The following is a 15,822-nucleotide window of genomic DNA, read 5'->3' on the forward strand; positions in this document are numbered from 1 at the left end:
AAAATTCATGAACTTAAAAGCTCTAATAAGTAAAAAAGATATAATTTTAAATTTAAATATTGAGTCAAAAAAGCGCTTAATTGAGTTTTTAGCAAATCGAGTATCTGATAGTTATCCAGATATAAGTGAAGATATCGTTCTAAAAAACATCTATAAGCGTGAGAGAATAGGTAATACATATATTGGCAAGAATATTTATATTCCTCATTGTAGGGTTGAAAACCTTATGACTACTAGAATAATGATAGTTACATTGAAAAATAGTTATTATGATAATTCTATAGACGATGATATTAAAATAGCTATTGGTGTTTTCTTTCCAGATAAGATATCAGATATTCATATGGAATTATTAAAGCAGTTAGCCCTTTATCTAAAAGAGGATCGAACCCAGCAATATTTTCAGCAAGCTGAAAGTTCTGATGATTTGTATAATTTAATTATTAATACTAACAATGACTAATTTATCTAATAATATACGTATAGTTTTAGTAGAGCCCTCTCACAGTGGCAATGTAGGTTCCACTGCTAGAGCAATGCTGAATATGGGATTAACAAATTTGTGGCTAGTCAATCCTAAAAAAGGCATAGATGACGAAGCCATAGCATTATCATGTCATGCTACAGAAGTTGTGAAAAATGCTAGGATTGTACCTAATCTTCAAGAAGCACTTGATGGTATAGATTATGTAGTCGGGACTAGTGCAAGAGTGCGTAGAGTATCTCTGCCTATAGAGCCTATATATAAAGTTGCTACAAACATACTTAATAAAATCCAAAAATCTGATGAAAAAATAGCAATATTATTTGGCAGAGAAAGAACAGGACTATTAAATGAAGAGCTTTTGATGAGTAATGTGCATGCGTATATTCCGTCAAATGAAGGATATACATCTCTTAATCTAGCCCAAGCTGTACAACTAGTAGCTTATGAGATTTATAAGCAAGCTGTAGAGATTAGTGACTTAAAAGAAGTTCCTGAATATACTCATTTGCATAAAAAAGCTTCTGTCAAAGAGCTACAAGGGTTATATCAACATTTTGAAGATAATATGCTTCAATCTGGATTTTTGGATAGAGATAAACCTGGTCATGTAATGGATAAGGTGCGTAGACTTTTTCAAAGATCTGAATTAGAGAGTCAAGAGGTTAATATCTTGAGAGGCTTTTTAACATCACTAGATAATTTGGATAAATTAAAATGATTATACTTGGTATAGATGAAGCAGGGCGTGGACCACTATCAGGACCTGTAGTTGCTGCTGGAGTAATACTAGATCCTGAAAAAACTATTGATGGTCTTGCAGACTCTAAAAAATTAACAGAAAAAAAACGTCAATCACTATATGAACAAATAATTTCTCATGCAAAAGCATATACAATAGTTGAAGTTTCACCTCAGCAAATTGATGAATTAAATATCCTTCAAGCAACGCTCAAAGCGATGAATCAAGTTGCAGATAATTTAAAAGGACAATTTGACAAAGTGCTGGTCGATGGTAATAAATTACCAAACTGGGATTATAATTCAGAAGCTATTGTGAAAGGTGATTCAAAAATTCAAGAAATATCTGCAGCTTCGATATTAGCAAAAGTACATAGAGATAATATTTGTCTCGAGCATGATAGATTATTTCCACAATATGGTTTTGCTAAGCATAAGGGTTATCCAACAAAAGAACATCTTGAAAATATAAGAAAATATGGTGTATTAGATATCCATAGAAAAAGCTATAAACCAATTCAACTATTGTTATAAATGAATAACTCTGAAAACTACTACACAGCAGGAAAGAGTTTAGGACTTTTTGCACTTACAGCTACTCTTGTAATGACAGAGTTAAATGTATCAACTCTAATAGGTTTCTCGAGCTTGGGACATTTATATGGATTCTCAGCACTATCTCTAGGAATTGTGTTTTTAGTTGGATTATTATTTTATTCTTTTAGTGTCGCTAAAAAGTGGAAAAACTTTGATGCAATTAGTGTTTCTGAATTTTTTTCTCAACGTTATAATCCAGTATTTGGATTAGTAGTGGCATTATGTTTGTTAACTGCGATGGCAGGGTTTGGAGCTAACTTTATATACTCTACTACAATTTATCTACAACAGATTTTTCCTTCTTATAATCATTGGTTAATAAGTGGGGTGGCATGTAGTTTAATGTTATTATTTACCATAAGAGACGGACTACTAGTGATAGTGAAAATAGATAAGTTGAGCTTTTTATTATCTATAGTTCTATTTATATATTTAGGGTATTTAGCATATAATGCTGATGCTTCTGCACTTGGATATATTAATAATGCACATATACCAACCTTACCAGTTTCTTTTTCTATATCTCTAGCAATTCTTACAGCATTTACTTACATACTTTCACCATGGTATGGACAAAAAATATTTGCTGCCAAATCTAAGAAAGTGGCTTTTTATGCTGTCCTGATTACATCATTTATTGTGAGTTTAATTTATCTGATAGCTGTCTATACTACGGCTAAATATGCAGGAGTGATTAGCTCCATCAATCCTGATGAAGCATTTGTGTATACTGTGCGAAATCTCTTCAGTAGACCTATGTTGGTGATATTTTATCTTATGATGTTTATGATAGCTTTGACAACTATAGCAGCATTATGGAATACTATGGCCTCGATGTGTTCTGTACATTTTCAAGATAATAAAAGCGAGCACAAAAATATCATTACCGTAACTATTATTGCAATTTTTAGCTACATACTTGCTAATACTTTTATAGATCAAATTCTTGATAAAATGTTGCTCTTTAATATTCCTATTGCTGCCTTAGCATTTAGTTTGCTATATGGGTTTTATGGTAGTAAGACTAATTTATTAGGAGCTATTCTAAGTACTGTAATAGGTGTGATAAGTGCTTTATGTTGCTATTTGATTTTTAATCAAGATGATTTTGTTTTCTATTGGGCAAGTGTGTGTATACCTTTAAGTTTTATGATTGGGTATTTGCCTGTAGTGTTAGGATATTTTAAAAAATTATAGTCTATTGTTTCTAGGTTTCTTAAGTAATATGAATTCAGCAAATATTCCAAGACCTATGCCAATTAGCGTGTCGAAAATTCGTGCTATAGTAAACCTGATTACTGTCATATCTGATTTGAGAAAATAAAATACTGCAATTAACCAAATCGTTGCAAAAACAATACCAAGTCCATAATTATGATTAATCATAAAATATGTAAGAAAAATGAAGATAAAACAGGAGTATATTGCTAATGGATATTTATCAAAAATAAAGTGTGATAATACAATACCTATAACGGCACCAATAAGAGTGCCAATTAATCGATGCAGAGATGTTTTTATCGATATTATATAATTTCCTGTAGATACTATAACTATAGAATAGCAAATCCAAGCTGGATTAGTTATATGTATAAATCTAGCAGTTATATAAACAGAGACTATAAGGATGGTAATGATAATAGCTTGTTTAAAAACAAATGAGTCATTATTAATAGTCGGAGTTTTGATATCAACACTTGGCATAATTATTGTAAATAATGAAGTTGATATGTAGCCCATTAATAATCCAGTTAGACAGTAATTAAGAGAAGGTAATAGAGTATTCTCAGATAGAATTGGATCAAGATAGAAAAAAAGTAGTACATATACTATCAAGAATATAATTAAAATACGCCCACCAGTAAAATATCGTTGTGAACATAGACAATAAAAAACTAAAATTCCACGAGCTAGTTCTTGCAGTATTGGCGAACTTATCAAACTGACAAAAGATGCTAGAAGCATCATTATTAGAACTAGAATTGTATTTGTGGTTAGGCTTTTGATTTGTTCAAGCTTAGTATTTCCAAAGCGATAAAAAGGTAGAAATATCCCAAAAACAAAAGCCCAAATCATAGGTAGTATTTGATGATTGTAAAGGTAGGATGAGCTTAAGCTAGAAAAAAATACAGAAGCTGTAATCGTCGAAGCAAAAATATAATTATTTTTATCTGTGAAAATATTTTTTGTCATATAAATTAAATTTTGATGGCTGCAATTTTTTCTATGAAGTTAGTTATATCAGCTCTAATTCCAGATACTCCGATAATTTTATCCTTATCATAGATAGGTTGTCTTAATATAAAATATGCTCTTGTAACGCCTTTTTTATCAGTGAAAATATCAATAGGATTAATGTCTTTACCAGCAATTATATCTTGATCTTTTTTTCGATATATAGCCCCAATTTTAGCCCCAAAAATTTCTGAGTCATCGAATCCTATAAAATCTTCTGGAGTTAAATCTGCTAGTGCGGCTGCTTGATGATTGATATATATATATTTGCTATCAATATCTTTTATAAAAAAAGGTGATTTTTGTTGCATGATAGCTTTGTCAAGTAAGATTTGTTTTTGATTTAATGTGATCATGTTTCAAGACTAGTTAGATAATTACGGATGAGATATTATCATTAGTTGAAATATAACGCAATGCTTCATATAATTGTAAATAAAAAAATATATAGCTTTTATGTTACTAGATAAATTTACAAATTTGAGTCAACAATGGAGAAGAATTAATGCCTTATGGTATAAAATATTCATGGACTATTTGGAGCAAAGAAATTTTACCTATACAGAGTCTATTGTTTTACTAGCTACTTTATCACTTAATAAACCTTCAAAGTCGGATATTTCTAACTATATGAGATGTGAGCCTCAGAATATTACTAGAGCGATTAACAGCCTGCTATCTAAAAAGTTATTGAAGCGATATGTTGATACAAAAGATAAAAGAGTTGTGCGTTTTGAATTAACAGAACTAGGAAAAGAGTTTTCAGTTAAGACTCAAGATTTTATAAACATAAATTGGCAAAAGTCTTTGGGACATATCGATAATAAAGATTTAAATATCTTTACTAAGCAACTAGATGAGATGATTATTAATCTAGAAAGTTTAACAAATGTTGATAAAACCGAAAAAGAATCTAAATAATCAAAAAAAGGTAATATAAAATGGCTAAGATTATATTAAAAAATGCAAATGTTTTTAATGGTAAAGACAATCAAATTAATCACTATAATTATGTTTATGTGGAAGATAATAAGATTTTATCATTGACTGATAATGAAATTTCTAATTTTAGTGCTGAGGTAATTATAGATTTAAAAGATAGGTTTTTGATGCCTGGGCTTATAGATGCTCATGTGCATTTATCTTCAGCAGCATCAGTGGATCTAGCAAATGATAATATATCAAATGATTTCATGGCTATAGAGTCACTACAAGCAGCAGAAGAGTCATTGCTGAGAGGATTTACGACATTACGAGATGCTGGCGGAGCTGGTTATGGAATAGCTCGGGCTTTTGAAAAAAGAAAAGCAACAACACCAAGATTGTTTTATAGTGGTAAGGCCCTCAGTGCTACTGGAGGTCATGGAGATTTTAGAGGAACTACTGAATCAAAAATTTGTTCTTGTCAAGTCAGTGGTTCAAATATTTCTACAATATGTGATGGTGTGCCAGAGGTACTAAAAGCTACAAGAGAGCAGCTAAGAGAAGGTGCTACTCAGATTAAAATTATGGCAGCTGGAGGTATTGCATCACCAGCAGATAAAATTACTAACTTACAATTCTCTGATGATGAAATAATAGCAATTGTTGATGAAGCTAAACGTAATGGAACTTATGTCATGGCACATGCTTATACTCCAGAAGCTTTAATACGCTGCGTTAAATTAGGTGTAAGATCTTTAGAGCATGCGAATCTCCTTGATGAAAAGGCAGCAAAAATAATTGCTGCAAATAATGCTTTCATTGTACCTACGTTAGCAATTTATGAAGCATTTTATCTTCATGGTAAAGAGTTTAATACCCCAGATCATGTCTTAGAGAAGTTAGGTGGAGTTCGATCAAATAGTCTTGAGGCTATTAAAATTGCGCATGATTATAGTATTAATGTTGGTTTTGGTACAGATCTATTGGGAGGTCTAATGAGGTATCAAAATACTGAATTTAAGATTAGATCTCAAGTTGAAACACCATTCCAAACTCTATACTCAGCTACCTATAAAAATGCAGAGTTATTAAATATGGTAGATAAACTAGGCATAATAAAATCAGGTGCATTTGCTGACATCATTGTATTTGAAGGAAACCCTTTAGAGGATATAGACTTATTGGTAAATCCTAATGAAAGCATAAAATTAATAATTAAAGATGGCTATATTGTTTCAGATAAATTGACTACATGAAATTTCTGATAAGATAGGAAAAATTCCTAGAGAATTAATCTAGTGAAAGAACATTATCTGAGTTTGTTTCTCCTAATTTTTTAGGATTAACTGTTTCATCATCTTCACCTTCATTAATATTGATTCCATAACCAAATTCTCGAGCATACATTCCTTGTTCTGTTTCTTTAGAAAAAACTTCTAAAACAGCTTCCATAGGAATATTTATCGAAATTGGTTCACCATCAAAAGTAGCATCAAAGCTAATATGATTATCGTCAATTTCTAAGCCTTGTATTGCTTGAGGAGATAGGTCTAGTAAGATCTTATTATCTTCATCAATATAGTTGTTAGGTACGATTACACCTTCATATTCAGTATCAACTAAGACATATGGTGTAAATCCGTGATCAACTAGCCAGTTGTATGTAGCTTTAGCCACATAAGCTCTAAGCATAGCCATATCAAGCTCCTTGTGCTTTAATTGTTTTAATGAAATTAGGCTCACTAAGTAGCTCTTTGATTTCTTTAATAATATTTTTATCTTTTGTAGGTATAGAAATCTTAAGCTTAATAAAGTAATAAAAAACGAAGGTTATGATGAGAGTCAAAACGTTAATGTTTTGAGCATCAGGATTACTTTCTGCATTTGTCTCTCTTTCGCTAACAACTGTTTTATAAGTACTAATAATATCTTTTTGCATTTTTACTTTTATCTCAGATGCCTCTTCGTCTGTCAAATCTGAGCTCTGTAATTTAATAATATTTTGTAGAAATGTTTTATTAACATATTCTAATAATATTCTTGCATTAGCTCTTTGTTTTGGAAAAACTGGAAACATCGGAGGAAAAGGGTACAAATCTTCTATAGCCTCTATAATAACACTAAGCCTATATACAGCAAATTCATCTGTACTAAGAGTAGGGATGTTACCATTAGGCGTTATGATATTTAATTCTTCTAAGTGTTTGGAGTTTTCTTCTTCAGAAACATCTATAATCTTTGCATTAGCTCCTTTGATAAGAAGAATCATACGAACTATGTCGCTATAGATATCATCCTTTTTTGTATATAATAACAAGATTTTATCCTCCTAGTGATAAAAAATAAAAAGAATAATAGAAAGGTAGTATGACGTATATTAACGCTTAGAGAACTGTCTTCTTCTACGAGCTTTTCTAAGACCAAATTTCTTACGCTCAACTTTACGTGGATCACGAGTCACAAAGCCTGCTTCACGAAGAGCTGGTTTTAAATCTTCATCAAATTCGATAAGAGCTCTAGTAACACCTAAGCGAATAGCACCAGCTTGACCTGTAGTTCCACCACCTTTTACAGTTACTTTAAAATCAAAGCTATCAGTGTTGTTAGTTAACTCTAAAGGTTGTTTTACAACCATGCAATCTGTTTCACGACATAAGTACTGTTCTAATGGAAGTCCGTTTACGATGAATTGACCAGTACCTTTTTTCATAAATACACGAGCTACAGAGCTTTTGCGACGACCTGTACCATAATTATATTCTGACATTTTTACCATCCTTTATTAAATATTGTGAGCTTGAGGTTGTTGAGCTGTATGTGGGTGATTTTCACCAGCATAAACTTTTAACTTTTTGTACATAGCACGTCCAAGAGGAGTTCTAGGAAGCATGCCTTTAACAGCTTTTTCAATAGCTCTTTCTGGATGAGTTGCAATTAGCTTCTCAAAAGAGATTGATTTGATACCGCCAATATATCCAGTATGGTGGTGGTAAATTTTGCCTTTTCTTTTGTTACCAGTTACAGCTACTTTTTCAGCATTGATGATAATAACATAATCACCAGTGTCCATGTGAGGAGTATATTCTGGTTTATTTTTACCTCTTAGGATCATTGCTACTTCTGTAGCTAGACGACCTAAAGTTTTATCTGTAGCATCAATCAAAAGCCACTGTCTTTTGATGTCTGATGGTTTTGCAGTAAACGTTTTCATCTTTTTTCCTTTATTTTATTGTTGTCAATTACTCAGTTTTTGCAAAAAATTCTTAATTTTGTGAACAGATACAGTTCACCACACTTTAAAAATTTAAGCAGTCTATATGGTACACTGTCTATGTGAGATAAGCAAATAAAATTGATACAGAAAAATTATATATAGCTTATTTTGTATCTGGCCACCTCCAATTTGGAGTATTTAGAAGATTTTGTCCAATAATTTTAGTTTGTCCAAGTTCTTTCTCTATTTCAATTAGGCTATGAGTTGGTAGTTGTCTTAGATATTTTATGAGTTCTTTAGAGTGTGAGATTACCCAAATTTGAGTTTTAGTAGATGCTTTTGCAATTAGTCTTGCAAGAGGAGGTATCAAGTCAGAATGTAAGCTCGTCTCAGGTTCATTTAGAACCATAAGTTCAGGAGGTCTTGGAGTGAATAGCGCAGCTGTTAATAATAAGTATCGTAGTGTTCCGTCAGAGAGTTCACGAGCGGATAGCGGGCGAAGTAGACCGTGTTGACTTAGCTCTGTAATGAATTGCCCATCAGCATGTTTTCTGATATTTAGATTACTACACGGGAAAGCATCTTCGATAGCTTCATTTAGAGATTGTTGGTCTCCAATGTCAATAATAGTCTGCAGTGCTGAGGCAAGATCGTGGCCATCATGACTTAGCACTGTTGTAAGAGTGCCTAATTGAGGAGTCCGTACTGGAGCATCAATATCTGTGCGAAAGTGATCGTAAAAACGCCATTGTTTGATTTTCTCTCGTAGGGTTATAATTTCAGGTGTTTTATCAATATACGAAGCTTGAGTAAATATACTTTCATATTTAGGACAGTGTTGCTCTATGACTTGCCATTGTTTTTGTTCTCGGATCTTTATGATATGACTATCTCTATCGACTAGGGTGCTTGGATGCTTATAATTTTCACCAACCCAAATTGTTTCACGCTTGATTTCGGCATCTAGAGAAAAAGAAGTTGCAGTTAGTGGACCTGGGTAGCCGAGAGAAATAGCATATCCAAATGTTTCATCACTAAACCCTAAGCGTAGACGAGATTCTTTTTGTTTGGGTCCTCCTTGTATTGGAATTTTACCTTCAAGCATTTCTTTGGAAATTTTTTCAGGACCTGCCCAAAATGTTGTGGGTAGACCACCTTCTTTAGCAAGTGAGTTTACTACACCCCCTTGAGCTGTTTCTGCTAGTAGTCTCAAAGCTTTGTATAGATTTGACTTACCGCTTGCATTAGCGCCAGTTATAATATTTAGTTGTGATAATGGTATTACTAGGTTTAATAATGAACGATAATTGTTGACAGCAAGGGTTTTTATCATTGGTTTGTGGCTCCTAGAGCTGAGTATGTTTTAGCTCATTTTTTTTGAGAGCAGATCAATCTATCGGCTTCTTTGTTTGACCGTCTAATACAGTTTTCAATTGCTAATCTATCAAAAAAATTACCTGTAATATATAAATTAGATAATTGAGAAAGCTCTTTTTCTAAATCCTGTAGGAAAGTGCTATGATTACGATGATAGCAGGGTAATGTGTTTTGTTTTGTATATGTATGGAGAATATCTTCGTCAGTTATATTTAGAAGTTTTGTGATTTTATATGCTAACTCTTTTTGAGGGTAATTACCTTTACAATGAAATACTATAGCTCTGTAGTTGGGGTTATCGACGACGTCACGGGAGACGGCTGAGAAAAAGAACTGTTCTTTACCAATTAAGCCAGCAATACTTTTAATATGTTTTAATGATTCTTTATTAGTAACAATTCCTATACTTGTTAGGTTTGACATGACAGGTCGGTATTGATGTTTTGCTATATTTGGCAGTATATCTTCTAGCAAAGACTCCGTTATATTCCATGGTGTTGCAATGCATAAGTTATCACAGTGATAACTATTAGCACTGTCTGTTTCAACTATCCATGTATCTTGTTTTGAAATCTTGATAACTTTTTCTTTGATAATTTTTTGTTTTTGATTAGTAAATAATTCAGATAAGCCATTTTTAAATGTAAAACTTCGCGGTAAAGAAGTATTTCTATCATATTTTTTAAATAGGTATTTCATTGGGAAGTTTTGGCTATTTTGAGATAATACAGCATCAAAACAAAACTTTAATGTTCGGTTGTAATTTTTTTTGCCAAATAGCTTTTTTGCATATTCGCTAACAGTTTTATCTTCCTTTGAGATATTTCTATTCTTTAAGAAACTAAAAGCAGCAGTAAAAGGGTTTATATTGGTAAAAATACTTTGAATTTTATTATTAGGCTGTACAAATAGAAACGGAGCTTTTTTCCTTGATTGAATGTTTTGTTCAAGAGAGTTATTACAAATATAGTCTATAGTTTCGTTATAAGAGTTATATATTGTATGTGCCCCCATCTCAAACCAAAAGTTTTTATATCTTTGTGAGTCTATACAACCTCCGATACTATCTGACTCAAATATGCAGCTTTCAATGTTTGCTTCAGATAGTTCTTGTGCAAGAGATATGCCTGAGATACCAGCACCAATAATTATAGTGTCAAAATGTTTAAAATTATTCATTTGGTAACAGAATCCATAGTTTACCTTGATTATTCATGTGTCCAGCGTTAAATTCAGCCTGTTGACCATGCCCCCAGAATACATCACCTCTTATAGGGCCTCGAATTGCCCCTCCTGTATCTTGAGCTATCATTAATCTATCAAGTGGTTTAGTGTCATGATGGTTATCTTCGTAGTAATCGGTTTCTAGCCAAAGAGGAACTCCATACAAATAGTATCTGTCATCAACAGCCAGAGAATAACCGGGAGTTAGTTCAACATCCTGAGCACCAACCGCATTCTTGCGATCTATATATCTAAAGAATACAAAAGATGGGTCATAATTTAGAACTTCATCCATTTTACTTTTATTCTTTCTTAGCCACGCTTTAATTGCTTGCATCGACATCTCATCTCTACTCATATAGCCATTATCGAGCAGATACCTTCCAATCGGTTTGTACTCATGTCCATTTTGACTATCGTAACCAACTAAGATATCACCACTATCTGTTTCTATTCTTCCAGAACCTTGAATTTGCAGGAATGTTCTATCAACTTTCGATTTCACCCATACCAAAACATCTTTTTTGGTAAGGAGGTTACCATTTGATATTTCTGCGCGCGTGTAGTAGGGAACAAATTTGCCATCCTTGTATCTGCCAAAAGCAAAAGAATCATCACCTTTAGATTTTTTAATTAAGTCATTGGGAGTTCTATAGATAGGTATAGTGTATTGTAGAGTTTTTACTAAGCTACCTTTTATGGTAGGTTCGTAGTATCCGGTGAATGTTCCAGTATCTTTATTTTTATATACTATTTGGTATGGGGTGAAGTTCTGCTCAAAAAATGCTTTAGCTTCATCTTCTGTTTTTATTTTATCATTTATTACTTTATTACAAATGTTTATCCAATTTGCATATTCTGACTTGTTTTCATCAATTATTTTTACACATGACTTTTTAAATGTATTAAAAGATATAAGATGGTTGTTAGAGTTCCAATTATTTAAGTCATTGAAAGTTGCTTTTTTATAATCAACCTTATCAGAATATTTTTTAGATAGATAGCGCTGCGCTGTTATATTGGTACAACTACTTATGAGAATTAGAAGAGTTATAACACCTATTTTTTTAAAACTCTCTTTTACTTTTTTAATATTCATAATAAAAAATGCCAATAATTTCTTGAAAATATAAAAATAACCACTATGTATAAAAACATCTAACAAATTGTAGTATTAACAAGATCAAAAGAAAAGGTTGTTTTATGGGTAAAGAAGAAAAAAATAATACAGAAGATAAGGTTCTAGATAACGCAGAAGAAGTGAATCAGGATTCTTCTAATAATTCTGTTGAAGAAATATCTATTGAAGAGCAACTAGACAAAGCAAAAGATACGATTAAGGAATTAGAGGGAACTTGCGATTCTTTTAAAGATGAAGCTTTGAGAGCTAAAGCAGAGATGGAGAATATTCGTAAGAGAGCCGAAAGAGATGTATCTAATGCTCGTAAATTTGGCATAGAAAAATTTGCTAAGGAACTTTTGCCTGTAATTGATAGTATTGAACAAGCTCTAAAGCATGAGGTTAAGCTTGAAGAAGCTATAGCAATGAAAGAGGGGATTGAGCTAACATCTAAAATGCTTGTGGATATCCTTAAGAAAAATGGCACGGAAGAGCTGAATCCAAAAGGCGAAAAGTTTGATCCCAATATTCATGAGGCTATGGCTATGGTTCCTAATCCGGAGCTTGAAGATAATATTATTTTTGATGTATTTCAAAAAGGTTATATGTTGAATGGTCGTGTAGTTAGAGCTGCTAAAGTAGTTATAGTAAAAAATTAAAAAAAATACTTGAAAAGCTAATAGATATACCCATCTATAAGTCGAGATTGAAAAAAGTTTAAAAAATAAAATTAAAATAATACAGGAGAATTTTCATGGGAAAAATTATAGGAATAGACTTAGGTACTACTAACTCTTGTCTTGCTATCATGGATGGTAAGAATGCTAAAGTTATAGAAAATGCTGAAGGCCATAGAACTACACCATCTGTTGTTGCATACACAGATGGAGGAGAAATTTTGGTAGGTCAGGCAGCTAAAAGACAGGCTGTAACAAATCCTGATAATACATTCTTTGCAATCAAGAGACTAATTGGTCGTAAGTATGACGACAAAGTCGTTCAGGATGATATTAAGAAGAAAGTACCTTACGCGGTTGTTAAAGCTGATAATGGAGATGCTTGGGTTGCTACTAAAGAAGGCAAAAAAATGGCTCCACCACAAGTTTCTGCAGAAGTTCTAAGAAAAATGAAAAAAACTGCAGAAGATTATCTAGGTGAGTCAGTTACAGAAGCTGTAATTACAGTGCCAGCATATTTCAATGATAGTCAAAGACAAGCTACAAAAGATGCTGGTAAAATAGCAGGTCTTGAAGTAAAAAGAATTATTAACGAGCCTACAGCTGCTGCGCTAGCGTATGGTGTAGATTCTAAGAAAGGTGAGCAAACTGTAGCGGTATATGACCTAGGTGGTGGTACATTCGATATTTCAATTATTGAGATTGCTGATGTCGACGGTGATAACCAAATCGAAGTATTATCAACAAACGGTGATACTTTCTTAGGTGGTGAAGACTTTGACGTTGCCTTAATGAACTACCTAATTGATGAGTTCAAAAAAGAGCAAGGTATAGATCTTCATAATGATAAGCTTGCTTTACAAAGAGTAAGGGAAGCAGCTGAAAAAGCTAAGGTGGAATTATCTTCAGCTCAGCAAACTGATGTTAACCTACCATATATTACAGCAGATGCTACTGGACCTAAGCACTTAAATATTAAAGTGACTAGAGCTAAGTTTGAGTCTTTAGTTTCTGACTTAGTAGTTAGATCTTTAGAGCCTTGTAAAAAAGCTCTTGAAGATGCTGGTTTAAGCAAATCTGATATTACAGAAGTATTATTAGTGGGTGGACAAACTCGTATGCCTCTAGTACAAGAAAAAGTAAAAGAGTTCTTTGGCAAAGAGCCACGTAAAGATGTAAACCCTGATGAAGCTGTAGCAGTTGGTGCAGCTATCCAAGGTGGTGTACTTTCTGGTGATGTTAAAGATGTACTATTACTTGATGTAACTCCTTTGTCTGTAGGTATTGAGACTATGGGTGGTGTGATGACTAAGCTTATTGAGAGAAATACAACGATTCCTACTAAGAAGTCACAAGTATTCTCTACAGCTGAAGACAACCAACCGGCAGTAACTATACATGTACTTCAAGGTGAGCGTGAAATGGCCTCTGCGAACAAGTCTTTAGGTAGGTTTGACTTGGCAGATATTCCACCAGCACCACGTGGTATGCCACAAATTGAGGTAACATTTGATGTGGATGCAAATGGTATAATGAATGTATCTGCAAAAGATAAAGCTACAGGTAAAGAGCAAAATATTGTGATTAAATCTTGTGGTGGTATATCTGAAGAAGAAATCGAAAAAATGGTACAAGATGCAGAAGCTAATGCTGAATCAGATAAGAAGTTTCATGAATTAGTATCTGCGAGAAACACAGCTGATAATCTAATCCATAGCTCTAGAAAGGCTATTGCTGAGTTAGGTGAAAAAGTAACTGCAGAAGAAAAAGAAAAAGTTGAAGAAGCTTGTAAGGATCTTGAGTCTGTAACTAAAGGTGATGATAAAGAAGCTATTGAAGCTAAGACAAAAGCTCTAGAGGAAGTATTCTCACCAATTGCTCAAAAAGCATATGCTGAACAAGCTCAAGCTGCAGATGCTCAAGGTGATGCTCAAGCCGAAGAGCCAAAGAAAGATGATGATGTGGTAGATGCTGATTTTGAAGATGTTGAAGAAGACAAAAAATAAATAAAATCTAAACAAGTCAACAAAGTGTGGTTTATCCACACTTTTCTTTTTGTTATAATACTCTGTCCAAAATTTTTAGGTTAGGTAAAATGCAACAGAAATGCTATTATGAAATTTTAAATGTATCTAAGACAGCTTCGGGTGTTGAAATCAAGAGAGCTTATAGAAAGCTCGCAATGAAATATCATCCAGATCGTAATCCCGATAATAAAGAAGCAGAAATAAAATTCAAAGAAGTATCAGAGGCTTATGAAATTTTAAGTGATGATAGTAAGAGATCTAGATATGATCAATTTGGTCATGCTGGAGTTAATCAGCAAGGTGGTGCTGGAGGAGCTGGCGGCTTTGGTGGCTTTGAAGATATTTTTGATACATTCTTTGGTGGTGGTGCATCACGTGGGTCAGGTAGATCTAGAGCCTCTAGAGGTAGTGACTTAGAGTATACTATTGAGATTAGTTTGGAAGAGGCTTTTTTTGGTATTGAAAAAGAGATAAGTGTACCAAGAATGGAATCTTGCGATAGTTGTGAAGGTACAGGTTCTAAATCTAAAACTAAAACAACATGTCATGCTTGTCACGGACAGGGAACTATTCGTAGACAGCAAGGGTTTTTTGCTTTTGAGCAAACTTGCCCTGTTTGTAATGGTAGTGGTAATAGTATCGCTGATCCTTGCGATGACTGCTATGGTAGTGGTAAAGTTAAAAAGCAAAAAACTATAAGAGTGAAGATACCTGAGGGTGTCGATAACGGTGATAGAATCAGGCTGCAAGGCGAGGGTGATTCTGGATCTGATGGCTCTATGAGTGGTGACTTGTACGTACAGATATTAGTCAAAGAGCATAAAATCTTTGAAAGAAGAGATATGAATCTATATTGTGAAATGCCAATTAGTTTCACAAAAGCTTGCCTTGGTGGTGAGATCAAAGTACCAACTCTTGATGGCGAGGTGGTTCTTAAGGTTATACCCGAAACACAAACAGGTAAAGTTTTTCGTTTAAGAGAAAAAGGAATGAAGTCTCTAAGAGGCCAAAGAAGAGGCGATCTTCTTTGTAAAGTAGTTGTTGAGACGCCTATTCATCTAAATGCAGAACAAAAAGAGCTACTAGAAAAATTTGCTAATAGTCTAGGTGAAGATTACCAAAATAAACATTCTCCAAAAAGCAAAACTTGGTTTGATAATGTCAAAGATTATGCCAAGAAATTTTTTGAATAGTAGTAGTTT

General features: G+C 33.1%; 18 protein-coding genes. 9 read left to right on the forward strand and 9 right to left on the reverse strand.

The window, feature by feature from the left end; genetic code table 11:
- The first annotated feature begins 7 nt into the window (after positions 1–7).
- The 4 genes from F0R75_RS01960 to F0R75_RS01975 are packed head-to-tail and all read left to right on the forward strand — an operon-like array spanning position 8 to position 3,019.
- Positions 8–463, forward strand: coding sequence for a PTS sugar transporter subunit IIA (locus F0R75_RS01960; RefSeq protein WP_013922790.1), 456 nt, complete (start codon positions 8–10; stop codon positions 461–463).
- A complete protein-coding gene (locus F0R75_RS01965; RefSeq protein WP_149368535.1) occupies positions 456–1,205 on the forward strand; it encodes an RNA methyltransferase in 750 nt (249 codons plus the stop codon). Before F0R75_RS01960 ends, F0R75_RS01965 begins: the two co-directional genes overlap by 8 nt.
- On the forward strand, positions 1,202–1,759 hold the full coding sequence (rnhB, locus tag F0R75_RS01970) for a ribonuclease HII (protein WP_149368534.1): 558 nt from the start codon (positions 1,202–1,204) through the stop codon (positions 1,757–1,759). The genes F0R75_RS01965 and rnhB overlap by 4 nt, the downstream gene beginning before the upstream one ends.
- Positions 1,760–3,019, forward strand: coding sequence for a sodium:solute symporter family transporter (locus F0R75_RS01975; RefSeq protein WP_149368533.1), 1,260 nt, complete (start codon positions 1,760–1,762; stop codon positions 3,017–3,019). It abuts the gene before it with no gap.
- Here the strand turns inward: F0R75_RS01975 and F0R75_RS01980 are convergent.
- Together F0R75_RS01980 and F0R75_RS01985 are read right to left on the reverse strand one after the other, a co-directional pair.
- Positions 3,014–4,015, reverse strand: a complete 1,002-nt coding sequence (locus F0R75_RS01980) for an FUSC family protein (protein ID WP_149368532.1) — start codon at positions 4,013–4,015, stop codon at positions 3,014–3,016. The genes F0R75_RS01975 and F0R75_RS01980 overlap by 6 nt on opposite strands.
- Positions 4,016–4,020: 5 nt before the next feature.
- On the reverse strand, positions 4,021–4,413 hold the full coding sequence (locus tag F0R75_RS01985) for a PAS domain-containing protein (protein WP_146421913.1): 393 nt from the start codon (positions 4,411–4,413) through the stop codon (positions 4,021–4,023).
- A 100-nt stretch (positions 4,414–4,513) separates the two neighbouring features.
- On the opposite strand from F0R75_RS01985, the gene F0R75_RS01990 reads away from it, so the two are divergent.
- Both F0R75_RS01990 and F0R75_RS01995 read left to right on the forward strand, forming a co-directional pair.
- The gene (locus F0R75_RS01990; protein ID WP_246145967.1) at positions 4,514–4,978 is read left to right on the forward strand and encodes a MarR family winged helix-turn-helix transcriptional regulator; all 465 of its coding nucleotides are present in this window, start codon (positions 4,514–4,516) and stop codon (positions 4,976–4,978) included.
- A gap of 20 nt (positions 4,979–4,998) precedes the next feature.
- Positions 4,999–6,237 carry a metal-dependent hydrolase family protein gene (locus tag F0R75_RS01995; RefSeq protein ID WP_246145968.1) on the forward strand — a complete coding sequence of 413 codons (1,239 nt, stop codon included), beginning with the start codon at positions 4,999–5,001 and terminating at the stop codon, positions 6,235–6,237.
- Positions 6,238–6,271: 34 nt separating this feature from the next.
- On the opposite strand, the gene mglB is transcribed toward F0R75_RS01995, so the two are convergent.
- The 7 genes from mglB to mltA all read right to left on the reverse strand — a co-directional run bounded on the left by mglB (position 6,272) and on the right by mltA (position 11,895).
- Positions 6,272–6,679: a transcriptional regulator MglB gene (mglB, locus tag F0R75_RS02000; protein ID WP_013922799.1), complete on the reverse strand. Its 408-nt coding sequence runs from the start codon at positions 6,677–6,679 to the stop codon at positions 6,272–6,274.
- A gap of 1 nt (position 6,680) precedes the next feature.
- Positions 6,681–7,298, reverse strand: a complete 618-nt coding sequence (mglA, locus tag F0R75_RS02005) for a transcriptional regulator MglA (protein ID WP_146421916.1) — start codon at positions 7,296–7,298, stop codon at positions 6,681–6,683.
- Positions 7,299–7,358: 60 nt separating this feature from the next.
- Positions 7,359–7,748 carry a 30S ribosomal protein S9 gene (gene rpsI, locus F0R75_RS02010; RefSeq protein WP_013922801.1) on the reverse strand — a complete coding sequence of 130 codons (390 nt, stop codon included), beginning with the start codon at positions 7,746–7,748 and terminating at the stop codon, positions 7,359–7,361.
- 15 nt (positions 7,749–7,763) lie between these two features.
- Positions 7,764–8,192 carry a 50S ribosomal protein L13 gene (rplM, locus tag F0R75_RS02015; protein WP_013922802.1) on the reverse strand — a complete coding sequence of 143 codons (429 nt, stop codon included), beginning with the start codon at positions 8,190–8,192 and terminating at the stop codon, positions 7,764–7,766.
- Positions 8,193–8,358: 166 nt separating this feature from the next.
- Complete coding sequence (locus F0R75_RS02020; protein WP_149377183.1) at positions 8,359–9,528, reverse strand: AAA family ATPase; 1,170 nt, start codon at positions 9,526–9,528, stop codon at positions 8,359–8,361.
- 35 nt (positions 9,529–9,563) lie between these two features.
- Positions 9,564–10,751, reverse strand: coding sequence for an NAD(P)-binding protein (locus F0R75_RS02025; protein WP_149368530.1), 1,188 nt, complete (start codon positions 10,749–10,751; stop codon positions 9,564–9,566).
- Positions 10,744–11,895 carry a murein transglycosylase A gene (gene mltA, locus F0R75_RS02030; RefSeq protein WP_149368529.1) on the reverse strand — a complete coding sequence of 384 codons (1,152 nt, stop codon included), beginning with the start codon at positions 11,893–11,895 and terminating at the stop codon, positions 10,744–10,746. Before mltA ends, F0R75_RS02025 begins: the two co-directional genes overlap by 8 nt.
- A 104-nt stretch (positions 11,896–11,999) precedes the next feature.
- On the opposite strand from mltA, the gene grpE reads away from it, so the two are divergent.
- The 3 genes from grpE (at position 12,000) to dnaJ (ending at position 15,813) form a co-directional block, all read left to right on the forward strand.
- The gene (gene grpE / locus F0R75_RS02035) at positions 12,000–12,575 is read left to right on the forward strand and encodes a nucleotide exchange factor GrpE (protein ID WP_149368528.1); all 576 of its coding nucleotides are present in this window, start codon (positions 12,000–12,002) and stop codon (positions 12,573–12,575) included.
- A gap of 95 nt (positions 12,576–12,670) precedes the next feature.
- Positions 12,671–14,599: a molecular chaperone DnaK gene (gene dnaK, locus F0R75_RS02040; RefSeq protein WP_149368527.1), complete on the forward strand. Its 1,929-nt coding sequence runs from the start codon at positions 12,671–12,673 to the stop codon at positions 14,597–14,599.
- 89 nt (positions 14,600–14,688) lie between these two features.
- On the forward strand, positions 14,689–15,813 hold the full coding sequence (dnaJ, locus tag F0R75_RS02045) for a molecular chaperone DnaJ (RefSeq protein ID WP_146421921.1): 1,125 nt from the start codon (positions 14,689–14,691) through the stop codon (positions 15,811–15,813).
- Positions 15,814–15,822 lie beyond the last annotated feature (9 nt).

The organism is Francisella marina (assembly GCF_008369785.1).
GTDB lineage: Bacteria > Pseudomonadota > Gammaproteobacteria > Francisellales > Francisellaceae > Francisella > Francisella salimarina.

Bases quoted from the DNA above. Each gene is read 5' to 3' on its own strand.
- rpsI (WP_013922801.1), bottom strand. From the start codon at position 7,748: ATGTCAGAATATAATTATGGTACAGGTCGTCGCAAAAGCTCTGTAGCT.
- rnhB (WP_149368534.1), top strand. From the start codon at position 1,202: ATGATTATACTTGGTATAGATGAAGCAGGGCGTGGACCACTATCAGGA.
- F0R75_RS01975 (WP_149368533.1), top strand. From the start codon at position 1,760: ATGAATAACTCTGAAAACTACTACACAGCAGGAAAGAGTTTAGGACTT.
- F0R75_RS01990 (WP_246145967.1), top strand. From the start codon at position 4,514: ATGTTACTAGATAAATTTACAAATTTGAGTCAACAATGGAGAAGAATT.
- dnaJ (WP_146421921.1), top strand. From the start codon at position 14,689: ATGCAACAGAAATGCTATTATGAAATTTTAAATGTATCTAAGACAGCT.
- dnaK (WP_149368527.1), top strand. From the start codon at position 12,671: ATGGGAAAAATTATAGGAATAGACTTAGGTACTACTAACTCTTGTCTT.
- grpE (WP_149368528.1), top strand. From the start codon at position 12,000: ATGGGTAAAGAAGAAAAAAATAATACAGAAGATAAGGTTCTAGATAAC.
- F0R75_RS01995 (WP_246145968.1), top strand. From the start codon at position 4,999: ATGGCTAAGATTATATTAAAAAATGCAAATGTTTTTAATGGTAAAGAC.
- mltA (WP_149368529.1), bottom strand. From the start codon at position 11,895: ATGAATATTAAAAAAGTAAAAGAGAGTTTTAAAAAAATAGGTGTTATA.
- rplM (WP_013922802.1), bottom strand. From the start codon at position 8,192: ATGAAAACGTTTACTGCAAAACCATCAGACATCAAAAGACAGTGGCTT.
- F0R75_RS02020 (WP_149377183.1), bottom strand. From the start codon at position 9,528: ATGATAAAAACCCTTGCTGTCAACAATTATCGTTCATTATTAAACCTA.
- mglB (WP_013922799.1), bottom strand. From the start codon at position 6,679: ATGGCTATGCTTAGAGCTTATGTGGCTAAAGCTACATACAACTGGCTA.
- F0R75_RS01985 (WP_146421913.1), bottom strand. From the start codon at position 4,413: ATGATCACATTAAATCAAAAACAAATCTTACTTGACAAAGCTATCATG.
- F0R75_RS01965 (WP_149368535.1), top strand. From the start codon at position 456: ATGACTAATTTATCTAATAATATACGTATAGTTTTAGTAGAGCCCTCT.
- F0R75_RS02025 (WP_149368530.1), bottom strand. From the start codon at position 10,751: ATGAATAATTTTAAACATTTTGACACTATAATTATTGGTGCTGGTATC.
- F0R75_RS01960 (WP_013922790.1), top strand. From the start codon at position 8: ATGAACTTAAAAGCTCTAATAAGTAAAAAAGATATAATTTTAAATTTA.
- F0R75_RS01980 (WP_149368532.1), bottom strand. From the start codon at position 4,015: ATGACAAAAAATATTTTCACAGATAAAAATAATTATATTTTTGCTTCG.